The organism is Stenotrophomonas sp. 14P6.2.3 (assembly GCF_057799055.1).
Genome location: NZ_JBYOLA010000024.1, coordinates 1 through 20,163, shown reverse-complemented (window position 1 = coordinate 20,163; position 20,163 = coordinate 1). Strand labels below are relative to the sequence as shown.

16 protein-coding genes are annotated in these 20,163 nt (G+C 68.3%); 5 read left to right on the top strand and 11 right to left on the bottom strand.

Translation table 11 applies throughout. The annotated features are described in order from the left end of the window. Position 1: 1 nt before the first annotated feature. The 5 genes from AC27VL_RS16235 to AC27VL_RS16215 are packed head-to-tail and all read right to left on the bottom strand — an operon-like array spanning position 2 to position 3,082. Positions 2 to 313 (bottom strand): STAS domain-containing protein, encoded by a 312-nt coding sequence (locus AC27VL_RS16235; protein ID WP_025875628.1) that lies wholly within the window; start codon positions 311 to 313, stop codon positions 2 to 4. Further along, entirely contained in the window at positions 303 to 965 is a 663-nt protein-coding gene (locus AC27VL_RS16230) for an MlaC/ttg2D family ABC transporter substrate-binding protein (RefSeq protein WP_100554254.1), read from the bottom strand. The genes AC27VL_RS16235 and AC27VL_RS16230 overlap by 11 nt, the downstream gene beginning before the upstream one ends. Further along, positions 962 to 1,486 carry an outer membrane lipid asymmetry maintenance protein MlaD gene (gene mlaD / locus AC27VL_RS16225; protein ID WP_100554253.1) on the bottom strand — a complete coding sequence of 175 codons (525 nt, stop codon included), beginning with the start codon at positions 1,484 to 1,486 and terminating at the stop codon, positions 962 to 964. Before mlaD ends, AC27VL_RS16230 begins: the two co-directional genes overlap by 4 nt. Before the next feature lie 58 nt (positions 1,487 to 1,544). Further along, positions 1,545 to 2,294, bottom strand: coding sequence for an MlaE family lipid ABC transporter permease subunit (locus AC27VL_RS16220; protein ID WP_005414955.1), 750 nt, complete (start codon positions 2,292 to 2,294; stop codon positions 1,545 to 1,547). After that, complete coding sequence (locus tag AC27VL_RS16215; RefSeq protein WP_100554252.1) at positions 2,294 to 3,082, bottom strand: ABC transporter ATP-binding protein; 789 nt, start codon at positions 3,080 to 3,082, stop codon at positions 2,294 to 2,296. The genes AC27VL_RS16220 and AC27VL_RS16215 overlap by 1 nt, the downstream gene beginning before the upstream one ends. 194 nt (positions 3,083 to 3,276) lie before the next feature. On the opposite strand from AC27VL_RS16215, the gene recC reads away from it, so the two are divergent. The 4 genes from recC to AC27VL_RS16195 all read left to right on the top strand — a co-directional run bounded on the left by recC (position 3,277) and on the right by AC27VL_RS16195 (position 12,850). Continuing rightward, positions 3,277 to 6,618, top strand: coding sequence for an exodeoxyribonuclease V subunit gamma (recC, locus tag AC27VL_RS16210; RefSeq protein ID WP_488767371.1), 3,342 nt, complete (start codon positions 3,277 to 3,279; stop codon positions 6,616 to 6,618). Then, positions 6,615 to 10,289 (top strand): exodeoxyribonuclease V subunit beta, encoded by a 3,675-nt coding sequence (gene recB, locus AC27VL_RS16205; protein WP_488767369.1) that lies wholly within the window; start codon positions 6,615 to 6,617, stop codon positions 10,287 to 10,289. Before recC ends, recB begins: the two co-directional genes overlap by 4 nt. Continuing rightward, positions 10,286 to 12,166 carry an exodeoxyribonuclease V subunit alpha gene (recD, locus tag AC27VL_RS16200; RefSeq protein ID WP_488767367.1) on the top strand — a complete coding sequence of 627 codons (1,881 nt, stop codon included), beginning with the start codon at positions 10,286 to 10,288 and terminating at the stop codon, positions 12,164 to 12,166. The genes recB and recD overlap by 4 nt, the downstream gene beginning before the upstream one ends. A gap of 141 nt (positions 12,167 to 12,307) precedes the next feature. Further along, a complete protein-coding gene (locus tag AC27VL_RS16195; RefSeq protein WP_100554248.1) occupies positions 12,308 to 12,850 on the top strand; it encodes a hypothetical protein in 543 nt (180 codons plus the stop codon). A gap of 379 nt (positions 12,851 to 13,229) precedes the next feature. Here the strand turns inward: AC27VL_RS16195 and AC27VL_RS16190 are convergent, their stop codons facing one another. From AC27VL_RS16190 to AC27VL_RS16165, 6 genes are all read right to left on the bottom strand, one after another. Further along, positions 13,230 to 13,628, bottom strand: a complete 399-nt coding sequence (locus AC27VL_RS16190; protein WP_488767365.1) for a hypothetical protein — start codon at positions 13,626 to 13,628, stop codon at positions 13,230 to 13,232. A 137-nt stretch (positions 13,629 to 13,765) separates the two neighbouring features. Beyond that, on the bottom strand, positions 13,766 to 15,805 hold the full coding sequence (locus AC27VL_RS16185; protein WP_488767363.1) for an FUSC family protein: 2,040 nt from the start codon (positions 15,803 to 15,805) through the stop codon (positions 13,766 to 13,768). Positions 15,806 to 15,808: 3 nt separating this feature from the next. Then, entirely contained in the window at positions 15,809 to 17,269 is a 1,461-nt protein-coding gene (locus AC27VL_RS16180; protein ID WP_488767361.1) for an efflux transporter outer membrane subunit, read from the bottom strand. Next, positions 17,266 to 18,183, bottom strand: coding sequence for an efflux RND transporter periplasmic adaptor subunit (locus tag AC27VL_RS16175; RefSeq protein ID WP_165781026.1), 918 nt, complete (start codon positions 18,181 to 18,183; stop codon positions 17,266 to 17,268). The genes AC27VL_RS16180 and AC27VL_RS16175 overlap by 4 nt, the downstream gene beginning before the upstream one ends. Next, positions 18,180 to 18,389, bottom strand: coding sequence for a DUF1656 domain-containing protein (locus AC27VL_RS16170; protein WP_025875651.1), 210 nt, complete (start codon positions 18,387 to 18,389; stop codon positions 18,180 to 18,182). The genes AC27VL_RS16175 and AC27VL_RS16170 overlap by 4 nt, the downstream gene beginning before the upstream one ends. A 108-nt stretch (positions 18,390 to 18,497) precedes the next feature. Next, positions 18,498 to 18,953 carry a MarR family winged helix-turn-helix transcriptional regulator gene (locus AC27VL_RS16165; protein WP_089241977.1) on the bottom strand — a complete coding sequence of 152 codons (456 nt, stop codon included), beginning with the start codon at positions 18,951 to 18,953 and terminating at the stop codon, positions 18,498 to 18,500. Positions 18,954 to 19,545: 592 nt separating this feature from the next. Between AC27VL_RS16165 and folE the strand changes: the two genes are divergently transcribed. Beyond that, positions 19,546 to 20,157 carry a GTP cyclohydrolase I FolE gene (gene folE / locus AC27VL_RS16160; RefSeq protein ID WP_089241981.1) on the top strand — a complete coding sequence of 204 codons (612 nt, stop codon included), beginning with the start codon at positions 19,546 to 19,548 and terminating at the stop codon, positions 20,155 to 20,157. Positions 20,158 to 20,163 lie beyond the last annotated feature (6 nt).

The window sequence follows — 20,163 nt, the reverse complement described above, 5'->3', positions numbered from 1 at the left end:
GTCAGCTCGCAGCAGAAGTAGCGTTGAAGTCCAGGTCGGGCGACAGCCGGTAGGCCGCGCTCAGTTCGTTGTAGCCGGCGGGGGCGCCGGAGATCGTCAGCGGATGACCGCCCTGGCGCGCGCGCGCGGCCAGCTCGGCCAGCAACGCCAGGCCGGCGCTGTCCACGCGCTCGACCTCCGCCAGTTCCAGCCGCGACAGCTGCGCCGGCAGGGCCTGCAGCTGCGGCCACAGCGCGATCACCGCTGCACGGTCGAGCACCCCGCGCAGGCGCAGGGTGTCACCTTCCAGCAGCGCCAGCGCCTTATTTGCCATTGCCGGCCGGTCCGGCCTGCATGCTGCCGCTGCGCAGATCGTTGGCTACCTGCTTGATGCCCTTCTGTCGCAGCGGGGCATCGAACTGGTTGCGGAAGGTCTGCACGTAGGAGATGCCTTCGATGTTCACGTCGAAGATCTTCCACTGGCCGTTGACGTTGCGCATCCAGTATTCAACCGGCGTCGGCTCGTTGGCGGCGCGCACCAGTTCGGTGGCCACGCGCACGCCGCGGTTGCCCGGCAGCGGGCTCTCGCCCTTCAGGCGGAAGCTCGGCTTGCCTTGGATGTTGAGCAGGGTCGAGCCATAACGCTGCATCAGGCTGTCGGCCATCGCATCGGCGAACAGTTTGATGTCGGCATCCGAAGCGCCGCGGGCGTGCGGGCCCAGCACCAGGCGCGCGGCATAGTCGCGGTCGAAGGTACGGGTCAGTTCGCTGTCGATGTAGCTGCGCAGGCTGGCCGGGTTGCTGGTGAACTCAGCACGGCGCTGCTGCAGGGTCGACATGATGCGGCTGCTGGCGTCGATCACCACCTTGCCGGCCTGGCCCTGGGGGGCGGCGGCAGCGGCGGGGGCGGCCTGCGCCTGGGCCAGGAACGGGGTGGCCAGCAGCAGCGACGAGGCGAGCAGGGCCGGGATCAGTTTCATCTTCATGGTTGCGGTTCCGTTGCAGGCGACTGCTCGCCATCGTTGGGTTTCTGAGCAGCGCCACCACCGGCGCCGCCACTGAACATGTACTTGCCGACCAGCTGCAGCAGGTCCACGGCCGGCTGGGTGAACACGATTTCCTCACCGGGCTTGAGCACGTCCGGATCACCGCCGGGCTGCAGACCGATATAGCTCTCGCCAAGCAAACCGCTGGTGAAGATGCCGGCGGAGGTGTCGGCCGGCAGGTCCTTGACCTTGCTGTCCATGCGCAGGGTCACGATCGATTCGAACTTCACCGGGTCCAGTTCGATGGAAGCGACCTGGCCGACGGTGACGCCGCCGATCTTCACCGGCGCCTGCTTGCGCAGCTGGCCGACCTGGGAGAAGCGGGCCTTGAGTTCATAGCCTTCGCCACCCCAGCTCCAGCGCTGGTTGGTCGAGGCGACGGCCAGCACCATCAGCGAGGCCAGGGCCAGCAGCAGGAAAGCGCCGACGGAGAATTCGAGTCTGGGACCGCGGATGGCCATGTGGATTACCTGATCAGTCGTGGTGGCCGCGCGCCGATGCGCACCGCCGATGGAGGGGTTAGGTGAACAACATTGCCGACAGCACGAAGTTGAACATCAGCACCAGCAGCGAAGCGTTGACCACCGCACGGGTGGTGGCGACGGAGGTGCCTTCGATGGTCGGTTCGGCGTGGAAACCGACATAGGCGGCAACCAGTGCGGCGGTGCCACCGAAGATCGCCGACTTCAGCATCGCCACGCCGAAGTCGTCCCAGAAGTCCACGCTGTTGCGCAGCGCCGACCAGAACACGCCGTTGTCCAGGCCCAGTACGTGCACTGCTTCGAAATAGCTGGCGCTGATTGCCAGCGAACAGAAGATGCCGGTCAGCAGCGGCACGGTCAGTACCGCCGCCCAGAAGCGCGGCGCCACGGCCTTGGCCACCGGGTCGATGGCCATCAGTTCCAGCGCCTTGATCTGGTCGGTGGCGCGCATCAGGCCCAGTTCGGCGGCGATCGAGCTGCCGGCGCGGCCGATGAACAACAGCGCGGTCAGCACCGGTGCCAACTCGCGGTACAACGACAGGCCGAGCAGGGTCGACAGCGCGTCGGCCGCACCGAAGGTGGTCAGCGTGCGGTAGCCCTGCAGGGTCAGCACCAGGCCGACGAAGGCGCCGCCCACGGCGATGATCGGCAGCGAGCGCGCACCGATCTTGTAGATCTCGCGGGTCAGCTCGGCCAGGAAATCACGGGTCGGCAGCGAACCGCGCAGCACGGTCAGCGAGAACAGACCGGCACGGCCCAGCGAACGGGTGGCTTGCACGAACGGCATCAGGCAACCCTCGCGCGCGGTGCGGCATCAAACGGAATGGGACCGTCGGGCTGGCCGTGCAGGAACTGCCGCAGCAGCGGGTCCTGGCTGGACTGCAGCGCTTCGGGCGTGCCCTGGAACACGATGCCGCCGTTGGCGATCGCGATCACCTGGTCACAGATCGGCAGGGTCTCGTGCACGTGGTGGCTGACGATGATGCTGGTCAGGCCCAGGCTGTGGTTGAGGCGCTGGATCAGGCTCATGATCACACCCGAGGCGATCGGGTCCAGCCCGGTCAGCGGCTCGTCGTAGATCATCAGCGGCGGGTCCAGGGCCAATGCGCGGGCCAGTGCCACGCGGCGGGCCATGCCACCGGACAGTTCACGTGGCCAGGCATCGGCGGCGGCCAGCAGGCCGACCGAATGCAGCTTCATCTGCACCAGCCGGCGCAGCACCGGTGCCGGCAGGCGGGTGTGGGTGCGCAACGGCAGGGCGACGTTTTCGGCCACGGTCAGGTCGGTCAGCAGGCCATTGCCCTGCAGCAGTACGCCAACGCTCTTGCGCATCTCCAGCAGTTCGGAGGTGCGCTGCGGGATCGGCTTGCCGAACAGGGTGATGTCGCCTGCAACCGGGCGCAGTTCGCCGGTCAGCGCCGCCAGCAGGGTCGACTTGCCGCTGCCGGACGGCCCCAGCACGGCAGTGATGCTGCCTTTGGGCACCTGCAGCGAAACGTCGCGCAGGATCGTGCGCCCGCTCCGGTCGATGCGGACGTTGGACAACTGCACCAGACTGGAGGTGGAAGCCGACATGGGCACCCTTAACGTTTTTTCGACATTGAAGCATCGGGTCAGACTGCTGAACATAAGCAGACTGGACGGTCCAGTATTGTCGCACGGCCGGACCGCCGCCAGACCGGGACAATTCCTGAAACGACCGGAACAATCCGTCGCGATCACCGTCCCCCGGCATTGAATACGGCCGGGTGTGCTGCACACTGTGCACGATGAGTGACCCGGGCAGCGACTTCCGCCTCTACCATTCCAATTCGCTGGACGTGCTGGCTGCCCTGCTGGCGCGCAATGTGCGTGTGCCGGTGCCGGGACAGCCGCTGCTGGCGCCGGAGGTGGTGCTGATCCCGCAGGTGGCGATGCGGCGCTGGCTGCAGGCGACCCTGGCTGCCGAGTATGGCGTGGCCGCCAATCTGCAATTCCTCACCCCCGGTGAGTTCGTCGCCCGTGCATTGAACGCCAATGTCGAGGGCGAAGCCGACGACCTGGACGCGGCCGCCCTGCATTGGCGCCTGTACCAGGCCCTGCGCGACCCGCACCTGCTGGCGCAGCCCCCCATGCGTGCGCTGCAGTCCTATCTTGCCGGTGGCGACGCGCTCAAACCCTGGGCCCTGGCCGGCGAACTGGCCTCGGTGTTCGAGAAGTACCAGGCCTGGCGCCGCGACTGGCTGCTGCGCTGGGAAGCCGGCGCCGATGCGGCCGACCCGCAGGCCATCCTCTGGCGCAGCATCGCCGCTGGTCATGGTTACCGCGCGCGCCGCATCCAGGCCTACCTGGACCGCTTCGAGGGCGCCGCCCAGCCGCTGCCGAAGGGCCTGCCACCGCGGATGTCGGCGTTCGCCACCCTCAACATCTCACCCGACGTACTGCGGGTGATGGCCACCCAGTCGCGGGTGGGCGAACTGCATTTCTATCTGCCCACGCCGGTGCAGTCCTACTGGGGCGACCTGCAGACCCTGGCAGAGCGCCTGCGCAGCGGCGCGCCGGACCCGTTCGGCGAGGCCGCCGGCGAGAACCGCCTGCTGGAAGCGTGGGGTGCGGCCGGCCGCGATTTCATGGCGGTGCTGGGCAGCTACGAAGTGGTGCATCCGGCCGGTGAGATCGCCGCCTATTCCGACCCCGAAGAAGATACGCGGCCGACCCTGGACCAGGGCGGGCTGTCCGACAGCCTGCTGCACCGCCTGCAGCGCGACCTGTTCCACCGCCGCGCATTGCCGTCGGGCGACCTGCGCGATGGCCTGCGCAGCGACGACCCGAGCCTGCAGGTGCATGCCTGCCACACCCGCCTGCGCGAGTTGCAGGTGCTGCACGACCAGTTGCGCAGCCTGCTGCAGGACCCGCGCTTCGACCCGCCGTTGCAGGCGCGCGAGATCGCCGTGCTGGCGCCGGACATCGATCCGTATGTGCCCTATCTGGAAGCGGTGTTCGGCGGACGTGGTGGCGACGACGAGCACATTCCCTACGCGCTGGCCGACAGCAGTCCACTGGCCGGCGAGCCGCTGGCCGATGTGTTCGTGCACCTGCTCGGCCTGCCGATTTCGCGCTTCGGCCTGAACGAGGTGCTGGACCTGCTGGCCAGTGCGCCGCTGGCCGAGGCGGCGGGGCTGGAAGCGGTCGACTTCGATCGACTGCATGGCTGGCTGCAGCAGGCCGGCGCACGGTGGGGCCTGGATGCCGACCATCGCGACCAGCTGCAGGCCCCCAGCGATGACGCCTACACCTGGCAGTTCGCGCTGGATCGCCTGCTGCTGGGCCACGCCACCGGCAGCGAGGTGGACCTGGCCGGGGTGGCGCCGTGGATCGAACTGGAAGGCGGGGCGCTGGATGCGCTGGACCGGCTGCTGCGCCTGCTGCGCGTGCTGGCCGTCTACCAGCGTCGGCTCGGCGAGCTGTTGACCCCGGCACAGTGGCGGCAACGCCTGCTGTCGCTGCTCGATGCGCTGCTGCCGACGCCGCCCAGCTCACCCAACAGCCAGCGTGCGCTGGAGCGCCTGCGCAAGCTGCTCAACCAGTTCGCCGAGGATGCGTACAAGGCCGGGTTCGCCGACGGCGTGCCGCCGGAAGTGGTGCGTGCACATTTCGCCGGTGCCCTGGCCGAAGCCGATACGCGGGCGCCGCTGCTGACCGGTGGCATCAGCTTCGGCCGCATGGTGCCGATGCGCCTGCTGCCGTTCCGGGTGATCTGCGTGCTCGGCCTCAACGACGGTGATTTCCCGCGTCGTGACCCTGCCGCCGGCCTCAACCAGCTCACCGCCGAACTGGATACGCCGCGCCGCCGCCCGGGCGACCGCTCCACCCGCGAAGACGATCGTTTCCTGTTCCTGCAGCTGTTCGCTGCGGCGCAGGACGTGTTCTACCTCAGCTATCTCGGCGCGGACCCGCGCGATGGCAGCGTGCGCGAACCCTCAGTGCTGGTCAGCGAACTGATCGATGCCGCCGCGGCCTATCACCTTGACCCGCCGGCCGCTACGCGGGACTTCACCGTGCGCCACGCGTTGCAGCCGTTCTCGCCGGCCGCCTTCGGTGATGGCGACCCGCGCCGCTTCAGCTACCGCCGGCAGTGGCATCCTGCCGCCGGGCGACTGGGTGGGGAGCGTGGCGGCCTGATGCCGTGGTTCGACACCACACTGCCGCCACCGGCGGACGACGCGGTGGAAGAAGAGGTCTCGCTGGACAGCCTGCGTCGTTTCCTGTGCGATCCGGCCGGCCAGTTCCTCGCGCAGTCGCTGGGCCTGCGCCTGGCTGACGACGTTGAGGACGTCGACGACCTGGAGCCGCTGGTGCTGTCTTCGCGCGGGCCGGAGAAGCGCAGCGTGCAGTTGGCCGTGGTGCAGGCCACCCTGGCCGGCGACAGCGAGCCGCTGTACCCGCGGTTGCGCGCACGCGGACTGTTGCCGTCGGGCATCCTCGGCGAGCGCCAGTTCGAAGTGGAGCAACTCAAGACACGGCCCTACGCCACGGCCATGCTCGGCTGGTTGCAGGGCACGCCACTGGAGAGCCGCCGCTATGAAGTGGAGATCGACGGTGTGCGCCTGCATGGCCGGGTCGGCGATCGCCATCCGGAGGGCCTGGTGCGACTGCGCGCCGGCGCCCTCAACGGCAACGCGGTGATCCGCCAAGGGCTGGACTGGCTGTTGGCCAACGCCGCCGGCGATGCCTTGCCGCTGGTGCAGTTCCACGATGGTGGTGATGCCGGCCCCGGTCCGCATGTGTTGCCTGCGCTGACCGTGCCTGCAGCCCGCGCGGCATTGCGCGCGCTGCTGCAGCTGCGCCAGCGCGGCCTGCGCGAGCCGCTTCGCTTCGCGCCCTACACCGGCTGGGTGCTGTTCAACGCGCCGGTGGAAAAGCAGCGCAGCGAAGGCTGGAAGCAATGGCATGGCAGCGACCGCAGCTGGGGAGAAGCCAACAGTGATGCGTGGCAGCTGCTGCTGCGTGGCGCCGATCCATTTGCCGACGACGCCAGTTATGCCGACCTGCTGCGCAACAGCCAGGTAGTCTTCAGCGCCGTGCGCGAAGGCCGCAGCTTCGGCACTGATCCACAGGCAGGCCACGCATGAGCAGCGTTGCCGAGGGCCCTTTCATCGACACGCGTTTCCCCGACCCTTACCTGGCATTGCCGCTGCACGGCACGCGACTGATCGAAGCCAGTGCCGGCACCGGCAAGACCTTCACCCTGGCGACACTGTTCACCCGGCTGGTGGTCGAGCAGGGCCTGCGTATCGGCCAGATCCTGGCGGTGACGTTCACTGACGCGGCCACCCAGGAGCTGCGCAAGCGCATCCGTGAACGCCTGGCCTTGGCCGCACGCCTGGTCGATCTGCCGCCCGGCGAAGATGAAACGCCCGACGCGGCGCTGACCCGGCAGGTGCTGCAACGCCATCTGCAGGACGGCACCGAAAGCGCCAAGGCGTTGAAGCGGCGCCTGCAGGTGGCTGCCGATGAAATCGATCTGGCGGCGATCTTCACCATCCACGGCTTCTGCACCCGCGTGCTGCGCGAACATGCGCTGGAGAGCGGGCATACCTTCGACCCGCCGGAACTGCTGGCCAGCGATCGCGAACTGCTGGAAGAACTGGCCGCCGATCTCTGGCGTGTGCACGCCAACGACCCGGCCACGCTGGAACCGCTGACCTGGCTGTGGTCCACCCCGGATGCGCTGGCGGCTGACCTGCGCGCGCTGCTGGCTTCGCCCCCCCTGCACCCGCGGCCGCAGCCGCTGGCGGTGGACGACCCGCACCCGGCCCTGCAGGACGCGGCGGTGGAGCTGTCGATGGCCGTGCGCGAGCACGGTGAGCGCTTCTTCCTGGACCTGTGCGAAGCGGTCGACAACAAGTGGATCAACGGCGTCTCCTACAAGCTGGGCTGGCTGCACCCGCTGGGCCGCCAGCTGTTGGGCTGGGCCGAGCGCGGCGACGCTGCCGAACTGCTGTCCAGCGACCGCCTGCCTGCGCTGCTGCCCGATGCACTCGTAGCCAAGACCAACAAGAAGTTCACCGAGCGCACACCGTCTTCGCCGCTGCAGGCCCCGTTGGCGCGCTATGTCGCATTGCTCGCCGAGCGTGAGCAGTGGCTGCGGGCCAGTGCGCTGAACTTCCTGCATGCGCTGCGCGAGGATGCCAGCCAGCGCCTGGCGGCCCTGAAGCGCCTGCGCCGCGTGCAGACCTACGACGATCTGATCGATGGCGTCGCCCGCGCGCTGGAAGGCCCGCAGCGGCTGGCCCTGGTGAAGCAGCTGCGTGCGCAGTACCGCATCGCCCTGGTCGATGAATTCCAGGATACCGACGATCGCCAGTGGGGCATCTTCCATACCGTGTTCGGCGCCTCGCCGGAGGTGGACGAACTGGGGCTGCAGCCGGCGCTGTTCCTGATCGGTGACCCCAAGCAGGCGATCTATGGCTTCCGCGGCGGCGACATCCATACCTATCTGAAAGCCAAGCAGGTGGCCGAGCAGGCACCGGCGCTGGACCAGAACTTCCGCTCGCGCCCGGCCGTGCTGCGCGCGCTGCAGGCGCTGTACGACAACGCGGGAGAGGACGCCTTCCTCGAACGCGACATCCAGTTCGAGCCGGTGCGCCCGGGTGGCGTGCGTGCCGATGAGGATTACCTGCGTGATGGCCGGGCCGCACCCGCACTCACCCTGCGCCTGTTGCGCAGCGACGGCGAAAAGGCCTTCGGCGCCGACGCCTCGCGCGACGCAGCGACCCAGGCCTGCGTGGCCGCGATCCACCAGATCCTGCTGGAGGCGCGTGCCGGCACCGCGCTGCTGCGCGGGCGTGCGCTGCAGCCTGGTGATATCGCCGTGCTGGTACGCTCGCATCGCGAAGCGACGCTGGTGCAGCGCGCGCTGGCTGCGGTCGGCATTCCCGCAGTGGCGGCCGGCAAGCAGAGCCTGTTCGCCACCAGCGAGGCCCGTGACCTGCGTGCGCTGCTGCTGGCCCTGCTGCAACCGGCCGACGAAGGGCGCCTGCGCACCGCATTGGCAACCGTGCTGCTGGGGCAGCGCGCAAGTGCGATTGCCAGCATGGAGCGCGAGGGCGACCTGCAGCGCGGGTTCCAGGCGCAGCTGCTGCACTGGCGCGAGCGCTGGCAGCGTGGCGGACCGTTCGCGGTGGTTGCCGACGTCTGCGCGGCGCAGGGCGAGCGCCTGCTGGCGCTGATCGACGGCGAGCGGCGCCTGACCAATTACCTGCAGCTGGGCGAACTGCTGCAGGAAGCCTCGGCGCAGGCACTGGGCATGCACGGTCTGCTGGACTGGCTGCAGGGGCAGATGGCCAACGCCGACCAGGACGATGAGCAGCAGCTGCTGCGGTTGGAATCCGATGCGCGGCGGGTGCAGATCATCACCCTGCACAAGAGCAAGGGCCTGGAATACCCACTGGTGTTCCTGCCGTTCGTGGGGATCGATGGCGGCGCGCCGAACACCGCTACCCACTGCACCGTGCACCTGCAGGGCGAGCGTCAGCTGCACTGGAAGCTGGACAAGGACGACGCCTGGGAAGCGGCCAGCAGCCAGCGCGAGCGCGAACAGCGTGCAGAAGACGCGCGCCTGTTGTATGTGGGATTGACCCGCGCCGAGCATGCGCTGTGGATCGCCACCGGCGATCTGGCTGGCCACGCGAAAACCCGCCTGGCCCCGTTGCTGGGTGATCTGCAGGCGCTGCGCGCGCACGCGGATGTGGAGCTGGATGACAGCGCACTGCCGGATCGCCTGCCGCAGCTGCTGGCCGAAACCGAAGGTGCGCTGCCCGCGGTGCGCGCACTGACCCGCCGTGTGCCACATGACTGGTGGGTCTACAGCTTCACCCAGCTGGCGCATGCCGACGCTGGCAACAGCGACGATATTGAAGCGGCGGCCACCGAACTGCCGGCACCGGCCGCCGACGAGCCCGCCGGTGCCGAGCTGCCGCTGGAACCGGCACTGCCGGAAGCCGCTGCGGAAGACACCGCGCCGCCCGATCCACGCTTCATGGGCAGCCGCTTCGGCAACGTCCTGCACGATGCGCTGGAGAATGTCGACTTCGCACTGTGGAGCGGCTGGCAGCCGCAGCAACCGGCGCCGGAGGGACAGGCCGACGTGCTGCGCCGTTCGCTGCACGAAGAAGGCTATGCCGACGAGGATCTGGACGACGGCGTGGCGGTGCTGGTGCCGCTGGTGGGCCATACCCTCACCGTGCCGCTGCCCGAAGGTGGTGCGCTGTGCAGCGTGCCTGAGACCGAACGCCGGGCCGAGATCGAGTTCCACTTCGCCATCGAACCGATCGCAGTACCGGTGCTGCTGCAGCTGCTGCACGACCACGGCATCTCCAGCGCGCGGCGTGGCTTTGGCCTGCGCAGAAGGCTGGAAGGCCTGATGACCGGCAAGATCGATCTGACCTACGTGCGTGATGGCCGCTGGTATGTGCTGGACTACAAATCCAACCGGCTGCCGGGCTACAGCCCGGACCTGCTGGAGATCGCCATGCGCCACAGCGAGTACGACCTGCAGGCACTGATCTACACCGTCGCACTGCATCGCTGGCTGCGCTTCCGCCTGGGCGCGGCCTACGACTACGCGCGCGACATGGGCGGTATCCGTTATCTGTTCTGCCGGGGTCTGGACGTTGCCGGCAACGGCGTGCACGTGCAGCGCTTCGCACCGGAACTGGTGGATGCGCTGGATGCCTTGTTTGCCGGCGGCGAGGCGGCCCAGGCCGATATGGCGGCGCGCGCGCGCGGAGAAACCGCATGAGCCTGCTGCGCGATCTGCATCGCAGTGGCCAGCTACGCACCCTGGACCACGCCCTGGCCACCAGCCTCAAGCGCCTGCGCGAGGACACCCCGGACAACGTGGCGCTGGCGGCCGCACTGGCCTCGCTGGCCGTGGCGCAGGGGCACGCTGGATTCGATCCACGCCAGCCACAGCGCCTGATCGATGGCGTCCCGGCATGGCCTGAGCCTGCGCAGTGGCTGGCGCAGTTGCAGGACTCACCCTGGGTGGCGACGCCGCAGGACGCCAGCGCCGCCGCAGAGGAAGCGCCGCTGGTGCTGGAGAACGGCCTGCTGTACCTGCGCCGTTACCGCGAGTACGAGCGGCAGCTGGCGGTCGGCCTGCAGCGCATCGGCCGCCATCCGCTGCCTGCACCGGACATGGCGGCCGTGGCGCCGCTGTTCGCGCGCCTGTTCCCGCAGGCCGCAACCAGCGAAGACCAGCAGGCACGCGCCGCCGGCGTGACCCTCCGCCACCCGCTGGCTCTGGTCACCGGCGGCCCCGGTACCGGCAAGACCACCACCATCGCCCGTCTGCTGCTGCTGTTGGCCGCACAGGCGATGCACCAGGGCTTGCCCGTGCCGAAGGTGGCGCTGGCTGCGCCCACCGGACGCGCCGCCGAGCGCATGGCCGAAAGCCTGCGCCTGGCCGTACAGCGGCTGCAGGAGCAGGGGCTGGACCCCGCGCTGTGCACCGCGCTGCCCAGCACCGGCACCACCCTGCATCGCCTGCTCGGGGTGATTCCCGATTCACCGCGTTTCCGCCATCACGCCGACAACCCGTTGCCGGTGGACGTGGTGGTGGTCGACGAAGCCTCGATGATCGACCTGCCGTTGATGGCCAAGCTGGTCGACGCGATCGCCAGCGGCACCCGCCTGATCCTGCTCGGCGATCCCGACCAGCTGCCATCGGTGGAAGCCGGCGATGTGCTCAGCGCCATCCTGCGCGCCAGCGGCGATGGCATCGGCACCCGCGCCGACGACGCGCAAGCGCTGCATGGCCTGCTGGCACCGGCCACGCTGCAGCCGCAGGCAGCACCGCGTGCGTTCGCGGGCCGCCGCGTGCAGTTGCAGCGCGGCTACCGGCAGAGTGATGCGCTGGACCTGGCACCGCTGGCGCAGGCCGTGCGCGGCGGCGACAGTGGCACCGCCCTGCGCCTGCTGCGCAGCGGTGAACTGGCCGGCGTCCGCTTCCATGAAGGCGAAGCCGATCCGTTGCGCGGCCAGCGCGAGCATCTGCTCGATCATTGGCGCGCGCTGGCCGATGCCGTGGATCCGGCGCAGGCGCTGCAGCAGGCTGGCCGGCTGCGCGTGCTGACGGCACTGCGCGAAGGCCCGCAGGGCGCGCGCGGCCTCAACAGCCGCATCGAACAGCTGCTGGCCGGCAACACCCCGGGCTACTTCCAGGGCCGGCTGCTGCTGATCACCGAGAACAGCTACCGCCATCGCCTGTTCAACGGCGATATCGGCATCTGCCTGCGCGATGGCAGCGGCGCGATGGTGGCCTGGTTCCCCGGCGAGACCGCAGACCAGCCCCGAGCCTTCCACCCGGCGGCGTTGCCTGCCCACGAAAGCGCCTTCGCCATGACCGTACACAAGGCGCAGGGTTCGGAGTTCGATGAAGTGTGGCTGCAGCTGCCACGGCAGGACAGCCGCGTACTGTCGCGCGAGCTGGTCTACACCGGCCTGACCCGCGCCCGCCAGCGCCTGCAGGTAGCCGGCAGCGCCGACGTGCTGGAGGCCGCGTTGAAGCGGCATGCCAGTCGTCTCGGTGGATTGGCGTGGAGGCTGGGCGCGGAAGAAGTGCCCGACGAACCAACGCGCATCGAACAACCCACGGTGCAGGGCCAATTGTTCTGATCATGGGTCGGATCCCTTTCCCAACGGGAAAGGGCTCTGACCCCATCCAGATCTCGGAGGCGCTTCTGTCGCATATGCCCTTTGATGACGCCGTCGGCGCTACCTATCCTGCGTTGCTACCAACGACACAGGAACCGGCACATGGCCCTAATCGCCTTGGATGATCCCCGCTGGGCCGAACTGCAGCACGCATATGGTGCTGCGGATGACATTCCGGAGCTGCTGGCCAATCTCAGTATCCCGAAAAACGAAAGATCCGAAGACGATCCGATCGAGGACACCTGGCACGAGCTGTGGAGCAGCCTGTGCCATCAAGGGGACGTCTACAGCGCTTCGTTTGCGGCTGTGCCGCATATCGTCAACGCATTGCCAATGGACGCTGACTCAAACGATTGGCAGTTCATTTCCCTCGCACAATCCATCGAAACGCTGCGATGCCACCAAGGCATGGAGCTTCCTGCTGGATTGGAGCCGGAGTATTCGCAGGCCATTCAGCGCATGGGGAAACATGCTGCAATGCTAGTCGCGACGCCGCAGGAAGCATGGAAAACTTCAGCATTCTTTGCAGCCATCGCTATCGCGCACGGCCACACCCCGATGGCCAGACTGCACACCGAGATCATGTCCGACGAGATGGACGAGGCAGTCAACATCTTCTTCGCAGAGGTAACACGGGACAAATAGCGCTTCCGCTGGTGAGCGGGAACACTGCCTCCATGATCCTTTCGCGTCAGTCGAGCATGGCTCGACTCTACAAAAGCGCAATTCGATCATTTTGGCGTTCATCCACGCATGGCGTGGATCTACCGTGTCGACCAAGGTCGACACCCACCAACAGCAGGCCGTGCCATTCCGACAGATCGCGGGAACCTGTCGAAGGCGGGGTGGGTCCGGTTGCGGGGGCGTGAGCGCCATGGATGGCGCGACCGAGCTTACATGGACGTACTTGCAGCGTCCCCCGCAACCGGACCCACCCCGCCATCCCCCAGTAGCCCAGCATTCGACGTTGACGTTGACGTTGACGTTGATTCGGCAGGTGCAGGGCGCAGCCCTGCCGCCAGACCTACTCCGGCATCAACACCAGCCCATCCGGATACACGATCGCCGCTTCGTCAGCACTCACATCGAAGAACCCCACGCCGTGCTTCTCGGCCAGGTCCTGCACCAGCCCATGCGCGCGCTCGGCCACCGAATACGCGAACGCGCCATAGATCACGTCGCGGCCGATGCTGTACTCGGTCACTTCGGCGCGATCATCATCGTCGTTGCTCAACGGGCCGTTCATCGGCGGAAATTCCTGTGCCATCTCCGCAAACCATGCCTGCAGCGCCGGGCTGCTGACCGCCGGGTCGTCGTACTCGTGGCGCTCGCCCCACTGCGCCTGCTTCTCGAACCAGGCGATGAACGCCGCCGCCTCACGCGGGGCGACGCTGGCCTCGAACACCATCATGTCGTAACTCATTGGAGCGTCCTGTTGTCTGGGTGAAAAGCCGCCGGGCATGGCCCGGCGCTACCGGAGGATAAGGGGTGCGCCGGGGCATGCCCGGCGATTCGTATCAGGCGGACAGGGTAGCGCCGGGCCATGCCCGGCGGATCGCATCAGATGGACGGCGCTGCGGCGTCCGCCAACCCCAGCGCCAGCGCCTTCGCCTCCGGGAACAACGCGAAACGCAGGCCGATCAGGCCCATCAGGGCTTCATCGCGGGCCTTGCAGGCGGCCACGCTGCCGACCCGGCCCAGCGAGGTATCCAGCCGCTCGCGCAGCGCCTCGGCCGCCACAATCGGTTTGCGCGCGGCGATCTGCCGGCGGTAATGCGCGGCGATCTCTTCGAGGATGTGCTCGACTGCCTCGCGGCTGCGCTCGGGCAGTTCCAGTCGTGCGCGGCGCAGCTGCAGGATGTTCAGGCCGATGCGGGCTTCGTTGAGCATGTCCACCGACGCGATGTCGCTGCCTTCCGGGGTCGCTGCCAGGCGCGGTGCCAGCAGGCCGAGCAGATCCAGCATGCGTGCGGCGAAGCGTTGGCGATCCTGTTGACCACGGCCTTCGGCCGCCTCGGCCAGGGTGGTCCAGCCCTGCCGTACCAGCCGGCGCGCGGTCCATTCGGCACCGACCGAGCGGAACAGCCGCGTCATCACCACGGCAAAACCAATGCCGATGAACATCGCGATCGACGAGTTGGCGAAGGTCTGGACGTTGGCACTGTAGGTGTTCTGCAGGCTCAGCAGTGCGGCCAGGTTGACCGTCAGCGGCAGCGCGAACAGCGCGCTCTTCGGGTGGTGCAGCAGCAGGCCCAACGGCAGGAACACCACCGCCAGCACCAGCGCCAGCAGCCCGAAGTCGTGCACGGCGGGGAACACGCCGAACAGGTACACGCCGGCCACCAGCGACGCCACCATCGCCCACACCAGGAACGAGACCATGCTCGGCGCCGGGTCATCCTGGGCAGCAAAGAAGGCGGCGGTCACTGCGGCCATCATCGCGCCGTTGCCACCGCCCTCCCAGCCCAGGCCGATCCACAGCACGCAGTAGCTCATCAGCGCCACGCCGGCACTGAGCGCGGAGAACAGCGCCATGCCGTAGTCGACGTGCTTGTCGGTGGCGGTGCGTTCGGTGCGGATGCGGTAGTGCGCACGGTCCAGTGGCGCGGTGCCCTGGTCGATCGCGTGCTGCAGGGTGCGGCAGTCCTGCCACAGGTCCACCAGCTCTTCCAGGCGCAGCAGCAGGCTGGCCAGCTGCAGGTGCTGCAGATCGCGGTCCACCTGTGGCTTCAGCGCACTGATGCGTGCGCGCAGGCGTGCGTAATCGCTGGCACTGGACGGCGTGTCGATCCAGTCGTGGATGTCATCGACCAGCGTCGGCAGGCCCTCGGGCAGTGTCTGTCCATCGCTGCGCAGCGCGCTCAGGCGGTCGGCGATCGATGACAGCACCGGCAGCAGCAACAGCATGCGCTCGCGCAGGCGCTCCATCGACACCGCCGCACCGGCGTGGCGCGGGTCATCGCGGCGCAGGAATTCGATCAGTGCCTCGAACTGCACCAGGTCGGCCGCCAACCGGTTGCGCGGCGCATGCGCACGGCCGCGTTCGAGGATCTGCCGGCACCACTGCGCCGCGTCCTCCATCCAGTTACCGATGCGCGCGCCCAGCATCGGCCGCACCGAGGCCGGGAACAGCAGCGAAGCAAACAGCACCGCCACTACCGTACCCAGAATGATCTCCTCGCTGCGCGCCACCACGGTGTCGAAGATGGTCTCCGGTGAGGTCACCGCCGGAAAGCCGATGAACGCGGTGGTGTAGCCGGCCAGCAGGAACGCGTAGCCGCGCGGACCGCGGTTGAGCAGGGCCAGGAACAGGCAGCCGGCCAGCCAGATCGACATCGCCGCGCTCAGCACCAGCGGCGTTTCCACCAGGGCGGGCAGCATCAACAGGGTGGCCAGGCCGGCGGCGAGGGTGCCGAGGATGCGGTACACGCCCTTGGCCCGGGTCGGTCCCAGCAGCGGCTGGCTGACGATGTACACCGTGCCCATCGCCCAGTACGGGCGTGACAGGTTGCCGGCCATGGCGATGTACAGCGCGACGATCGCCGCCAGGTAGGTCTTGATCGAGAACAGCCAGGCCTGGCGGTCGGTCAGCCCGTTCATCGCTTACCTCGCCGCCGTCGGTGCAGCCGTGGCAGTGGCACTGTCCTGCCAGCCACCGCCCAGTACCAGGAACAGGTGGATCTGGTCGCGCGAGACCTGTGCTTCGGCTGCGGCCAGGGTCGCATCGCTGCTGGCCAGGCTGCGGTCGGCATCCAGGCTGGACAGGTACGGCGTGCGGCCGCCCTGGTACAGCCGGCGGTTCTGCTCTGCGGCCAGCGCGGCCTGCTCCTGCGCCACTTTCAACGACTGCAGGCGGCGCAGATCCTGCGCATAGCGGTCCAGCGCGGTCTGTGTCTCGCGCAGCGCCTGCAGCACGGCATGGTCGAACTCGGCCAGCGCTGCATCGGCGCCAGCCTCGGCGGCGTGGATGCGTGCATGCGTGCCCGAGGACGGCAGCGTCCACGAGATCAGCGGGCCGAACGACCACTGCTGGGTCATCGGCTGGCCGAAGTCTTCCAGCAGGCCGGCGGCGCCGACCGAGGCGCCCAGGCGGATGTCCGGGTACAGCTCGGCAGTGGCGACACCAATGCGCGCGGTGGCCGAGGCCAGCTTGCGTTCGGCCTGGCGGATGTCGGGACGGCGCTGCAGCAGTGCGCGGCCATCACCGACCGGAAGCGGCTGAGCAAGGGTTGGTGCATGCGCGCAGTCGATCACCCCGGCCGGCAGTTGGCCCGGGGTCTGCCCCAGCAGTGCCGCCAGCGAATAGGCGGCAGCCGAACGCTGCGCATGCAGCGGAGGCAATGCCGCTTCCAGCAGCGCGACCTGGGCATTGGCGCGCGCCAGCTCCGGCGGCGTGCCGCGGCCTGCGCTGATCAACCGCTGGGTGACCGAGCGGCTGCGCTGCTGCAGCTGCAGCGAGTGCTCGGCCACATGCAGCTCATGGTTGGCGTGGCAGATCTCCAGGTAGCTGTCGGCCACCTCGGCCACCACACTCACCTGGGCCAGGTCACGTGCGGCGGCCACCGACTGTTCGTCGGCGCGCGCCGCTTCGGCACCGCGCTTGAGCTTGCCGAACAGGTCGAACTGGTAGCTGACCGCGAACTTGCCATCGGCCAGGTTGATCACTGGCAGTTCGTGTTCCTGCAGGAACGATTCGGCCGACAACTGTGCGCGGCTGACCCCGGCTTCGGCCTCGTACTCGAAGCCACCGGCATCCATCGCCTGCTCGTACACGGCAGCGGCGCGGCGCAGGTGCGCATCGGCGGCCTTCAGTTCGACGTTGTCGCGCAGCGCCTGGGTGATCAGCCCATCCAGCACCGGGTCGTTGTACAGCGACCACCAGCGTGCCGGCAGCGCCTGGTTGGCGGCCACCTGCGGGTTCTGCGTGTCGATGAAGGCCGCATTGGCCTGCGGCCGCTTGAACGCCGAGCCCTCGGGCAGCGCGTAATCCGGGCCGACGGTCCTGCACGCGGCCAGGCTGGCCAGGGCGACGATCAGGCCAAGGCGGGGCAGGGCGGCGTTCACAGGCCCGCCTGTGTCGGCGCAGCGCCGGCCTTCTTGTTCTGCACGTGGCGGCCGGTGTCCACGGTCACCGTGGCGGTGCGCCCGGCGATCAGTTCCACGCCGGCAGGCACCTCGTCGATGGCGATGCGCACCGGAATGCGCTGCGCCAGCCGCACCCAGTCGAAGGCCGGGGTCACGTTCGGCAGCAGGGTGCTGCCGTTGCTGCGGTAGCGATCTTCGATGCCGGCGGCGATGCTTTCGACATGGCCGTGCAGGGGGGTGTCCTCGCCCATCAGGCGGATGTCCACACGCTGCCCCGGGGCCACGCCGCGCAGGCGGGTTTCCTCGAAGTAGCCATCAATGCGGAACGAACCGGTATCCAGCAGCGCCAGCACCGGCTTGCCGGCCACCACGTAATCGCCCACGCGCATGGTGCGGTCGTTGACCCGGCCATCAGCCGGCGCGCGCACTTCGGTGCGGGCCAGGTTGAGTTCGGCCAGGTCAACCGCGGCCTGCGCAGTGGCCAGTGCGGCCTGCGCAGCCTGCAGCTTGGCCCGGCGCACTTCGGCATCCTCGGCGGCGACCAGATCCTGCAGGCTGCGGTCGCGGCCGATCTCGCGGCGCAGCTGCGCGACCGATGCCTGCCGTTCGGCCAGGCTGGCGCGGCTCTGTTCCAGCGCGATGCGGTAGCGCGCCCGATCGATCACGAACAGCAGGTCGCCCTTCTTCACCGCCTGGTTGTCGGCCACCTGCACCGTTTCGACCAGGCCGGACACATCCGGCGCCACCTGCACCACATCGGCGCCGACGTGCGCATCGCGCGTCCACGGCTCATCCATGTAGTAGACCCACAGCTGGCGCAGCACCAGCAGGGCGACGATCACGGCTGCGCAGGTGAGCAGCACCGGCAGGGTCTTCTTCACGATCTTGTTCACGATTGCATCCAACGCAGGAGGTGGAACAGCAGGCCCAGCACGATCCCGTACAAGGCCAGGTTGAACAGCGCCGGGTGCCATACGTGGCGATAGGCGCCGGCACGCTGCAGCAGCGCGTGCAGGCCGCTGTTGACCAGATAGGCCAACACCATCAACCCGAGCAGGGTCGGGACGAACACTCCGTGGAGACTGAATTCACCGGGCATCGGTAGGGGCAGGGGCGGTATGGGGAAGGGGAGGCGGAACAGAACAACGGCAACGGGCAAAAGCCGCTGGCGCATGCACGGCAGCGGCGGTGTTCACAGGCAGCGGGCTTACGTGATGCGGTCGGCAGCCTCGGCGAGCAGGCGCCACGCCTTCAATACGGCGTGCAGTTCATCCGTGGAAAGCTCGCCGAACACGTCCTGGCGCAGGCCGATCAACTGATCTTCCAGTTCGCGAACCAACGCCTGGCCTTCCTCGGTCAGCCACAGCAGGTTGGCGCGGCGGTCGCTGGCATCGCATTCGCGGCGGACCAGTCCACTGGCGCAGAGCTTGTCCAGCAGGCGCACCAGCGACGGGCCTTCCATGCCCAGCTGCTGGGCCAGCGCGACCTGGCGGATGCCACCGCCGGAGCGGCCGATCATCAACAGCGGCATGGTGCAGGCGGTGGAGATGCCGTAGCTGCCCAACCGGCTGTCGGCCAAGCGCTGCCACTGCCGCCCTGCGTACAGCAGGCCGGAGCTGAGCTGCATCTGCAGCACGGTGCGCTCGTCGAGGGGTCGGTCCATAAGTAATAGATAGGATACTACTAATTTCATTCCTATCAATAGGTTTTACTGAATGGGTGGGTGTGTTGAGGAAAGCGGTGCGCCTGCTGGTTATCGGTTGGGGTGGCGGAGGGCCGGACGGGGCAGGGCACGCTGCAAGTACGTCCATGTAAGCTCGATCGGCGCATCCATGCGCCTCACGGCCCTGCCCCGCCCGGCCCTCCGCCGCCCACCCATCACCCCGCGAGCGCGGAGGGTTGGCTCTAAAGGCAGAAGCAGTGCGGACCAAGGTCCGCACCCACCAAAGCTGCAACCCGCGCAGTCTCCGCAGCCATGAACCCAGCTTTTGACCCCCGCTTTCGGGCGGTCCGGCCGCGCCCGCAGGAAACCGTCGGAGAGGCGGAGGGGCAGGCAGGGCAGGACCGTCCACGGCATGGATGCCGTGGCCGAGCCCCCATGGATGGGTTCACGGCGTGTCCTGCCCTGCCTGCCCTTCCGCCTCTCGCTCAGCAGCAACGAGGCGCTGCAATAGACCCCCGATGAACCGTCCCCAGAGGACGACCCACCCCCCGGTCGGGTACGATGCTCGCCCCCCGTTCGGGCGCTGTATGCAATGAGCAAGAACAACGAAAAGGCCGCCCCGCAGGGCGATGTGACCCAGGTCCAGGCCGAGGATGCCGTGCGCACCCTGCTGCGCTGGGCCGGTGAGGACCCCACCCGCGAAGGCCTGCTGGATACCCCGCGCCGCGTGGCTGAAGCCTATGGCGACTGGTTCAGCGGCTACCGCGACGACCCGCGCGCCTACATGGAGCGCACCTTCGAGGAAGTGGCCGGCTACGACGAACTGATCGTCCTGCGCGACATCGAATACGAAAGCCACTGCGAGCACCACATGGCGCCGATCATCGGCCGCGTGCACGTCGGCTACCTGCCGGCCGGCAAGGTGGTGGGCATCAGCAAGCTGGCCCGTGTGGTCGAAGCCTACGCCCGCCGCTTCCAGGTGCAGGAAAAGATGACCGCGCAGATCGCCCAGTGCATCCAGGATGTGCTGCAGCCGGTCGGTGTCGGCGTCGTCGTCGAAGGCGCCCATGAGTGCATGACTACCCGCGGCATCCACAAGCGTGGCGTCAGCATGGTCACCTCGAAGATGCTGGGCAGCTTCCGCGAAGACGCCCGCACCCGCGCCGAGTTCCTGCGCTTCATCGAAGTGGGCGGCAAGCGCTGAGCGCCG

Bases quoted from the DNA above. Each gene is read 5' to 3' on its own strand.
- AC27VL_RS16235 (WP_025875628.1), bottom strand. From the start codon at position 313: ATGGCAAATAAGGCGCTGGCGCTGCTGGAAGGTGACACCCTGCGCCTG.
- AC27VL_RS16230 (WP_100554254.1), bottom strand. From the start codon at position 965: ATGAAGATGAAACTGATCCCGGCCCTGCTCGCCTCGTCGCTGCTGCTG.
- mlaD (WP_100554253.1), bottom strand. From the start codon at position 1,486: ATGGCCATCCGCGGTCCCAGACTCGAATTCTCCGTCGGCGCTTTCCTG.
- AC27VL_RS16220 (WP_005414955.1), bottom strand. From the start codon at position 2,294: ATGCCGTTCGTGCAAGCCACCCGTTCGCTGGGCCGTGCCGGTCTGTTC.
- AC27VL_RS16215 (WP_100554252.1), bottom strand. From the start codon at position 3,082: ATGTCGGCTTCCACCTCCAGTCTGGTGCAGTTGTCCAACGTCCGCATC.
- recC (WP_488767371.1), top strand. From the start codon at position 3,277: ATGAGTGACCCGGGCAGCGACTTCCGCCTCTACCATTCCAATTCGCTG.
- recB (WP_488767369.1), top strand. From the start codon at position 6,615: ATGAGCAGCGTTGCCGAGGGCCCTTTCATCGACACGCGTTTCCCCGAC.
- recD (WP_488767367.1), top strand. From the start codon at position 10,286: ATGAGCCTGCTGCGCGATCTGCATCGCAGTGGCCAGCTACGCACCCTG.
- AC27VL_RS16195 (WP_100554248.1), top strand. From the start codon at position 12,308: ATGGCCCTAATCGCCTTGGATGATCCCCGCTGGGCCGAACTGCAGCAC.
- AC27VL_RS16190 (WP_488767365.1), bottom strand. From the start codon at position 13,628: ATGAGTTACGACATGATGGTGTTCGAGGCCAGCGTCGCCCCGCGTGAG.
- AC27VL_RS16185 (WP_488767363.1), bottom strand. From the start codon at position 15,805: ATGAACGGGCTGACCGACCGCCAGGCCTGGCTGTTCTCGATCAAGACC.
- AC27VL_RS16170 (WP_025875651.1), bottom strand. From the start codon at position 18,389: ATGCCCGGTGAATTCAGTCTCCACGGAGTGTTCGTCCCGACCCTGCTC.
- AC27VL_RS16165 (WP_089241977.1), bottom strand. From the start codon at position 18,953: ATGGACCGACCCCTCGACGAGCGCACCGTGCTGCAGATGCAGCTCAGC.
- folE (WP_089241981.1), top strand. From the start codon at position 19,546: ATGAGCAAGAACAACGAAAAGGCCGCCCCGCAGGGCGATGTGACCCAG.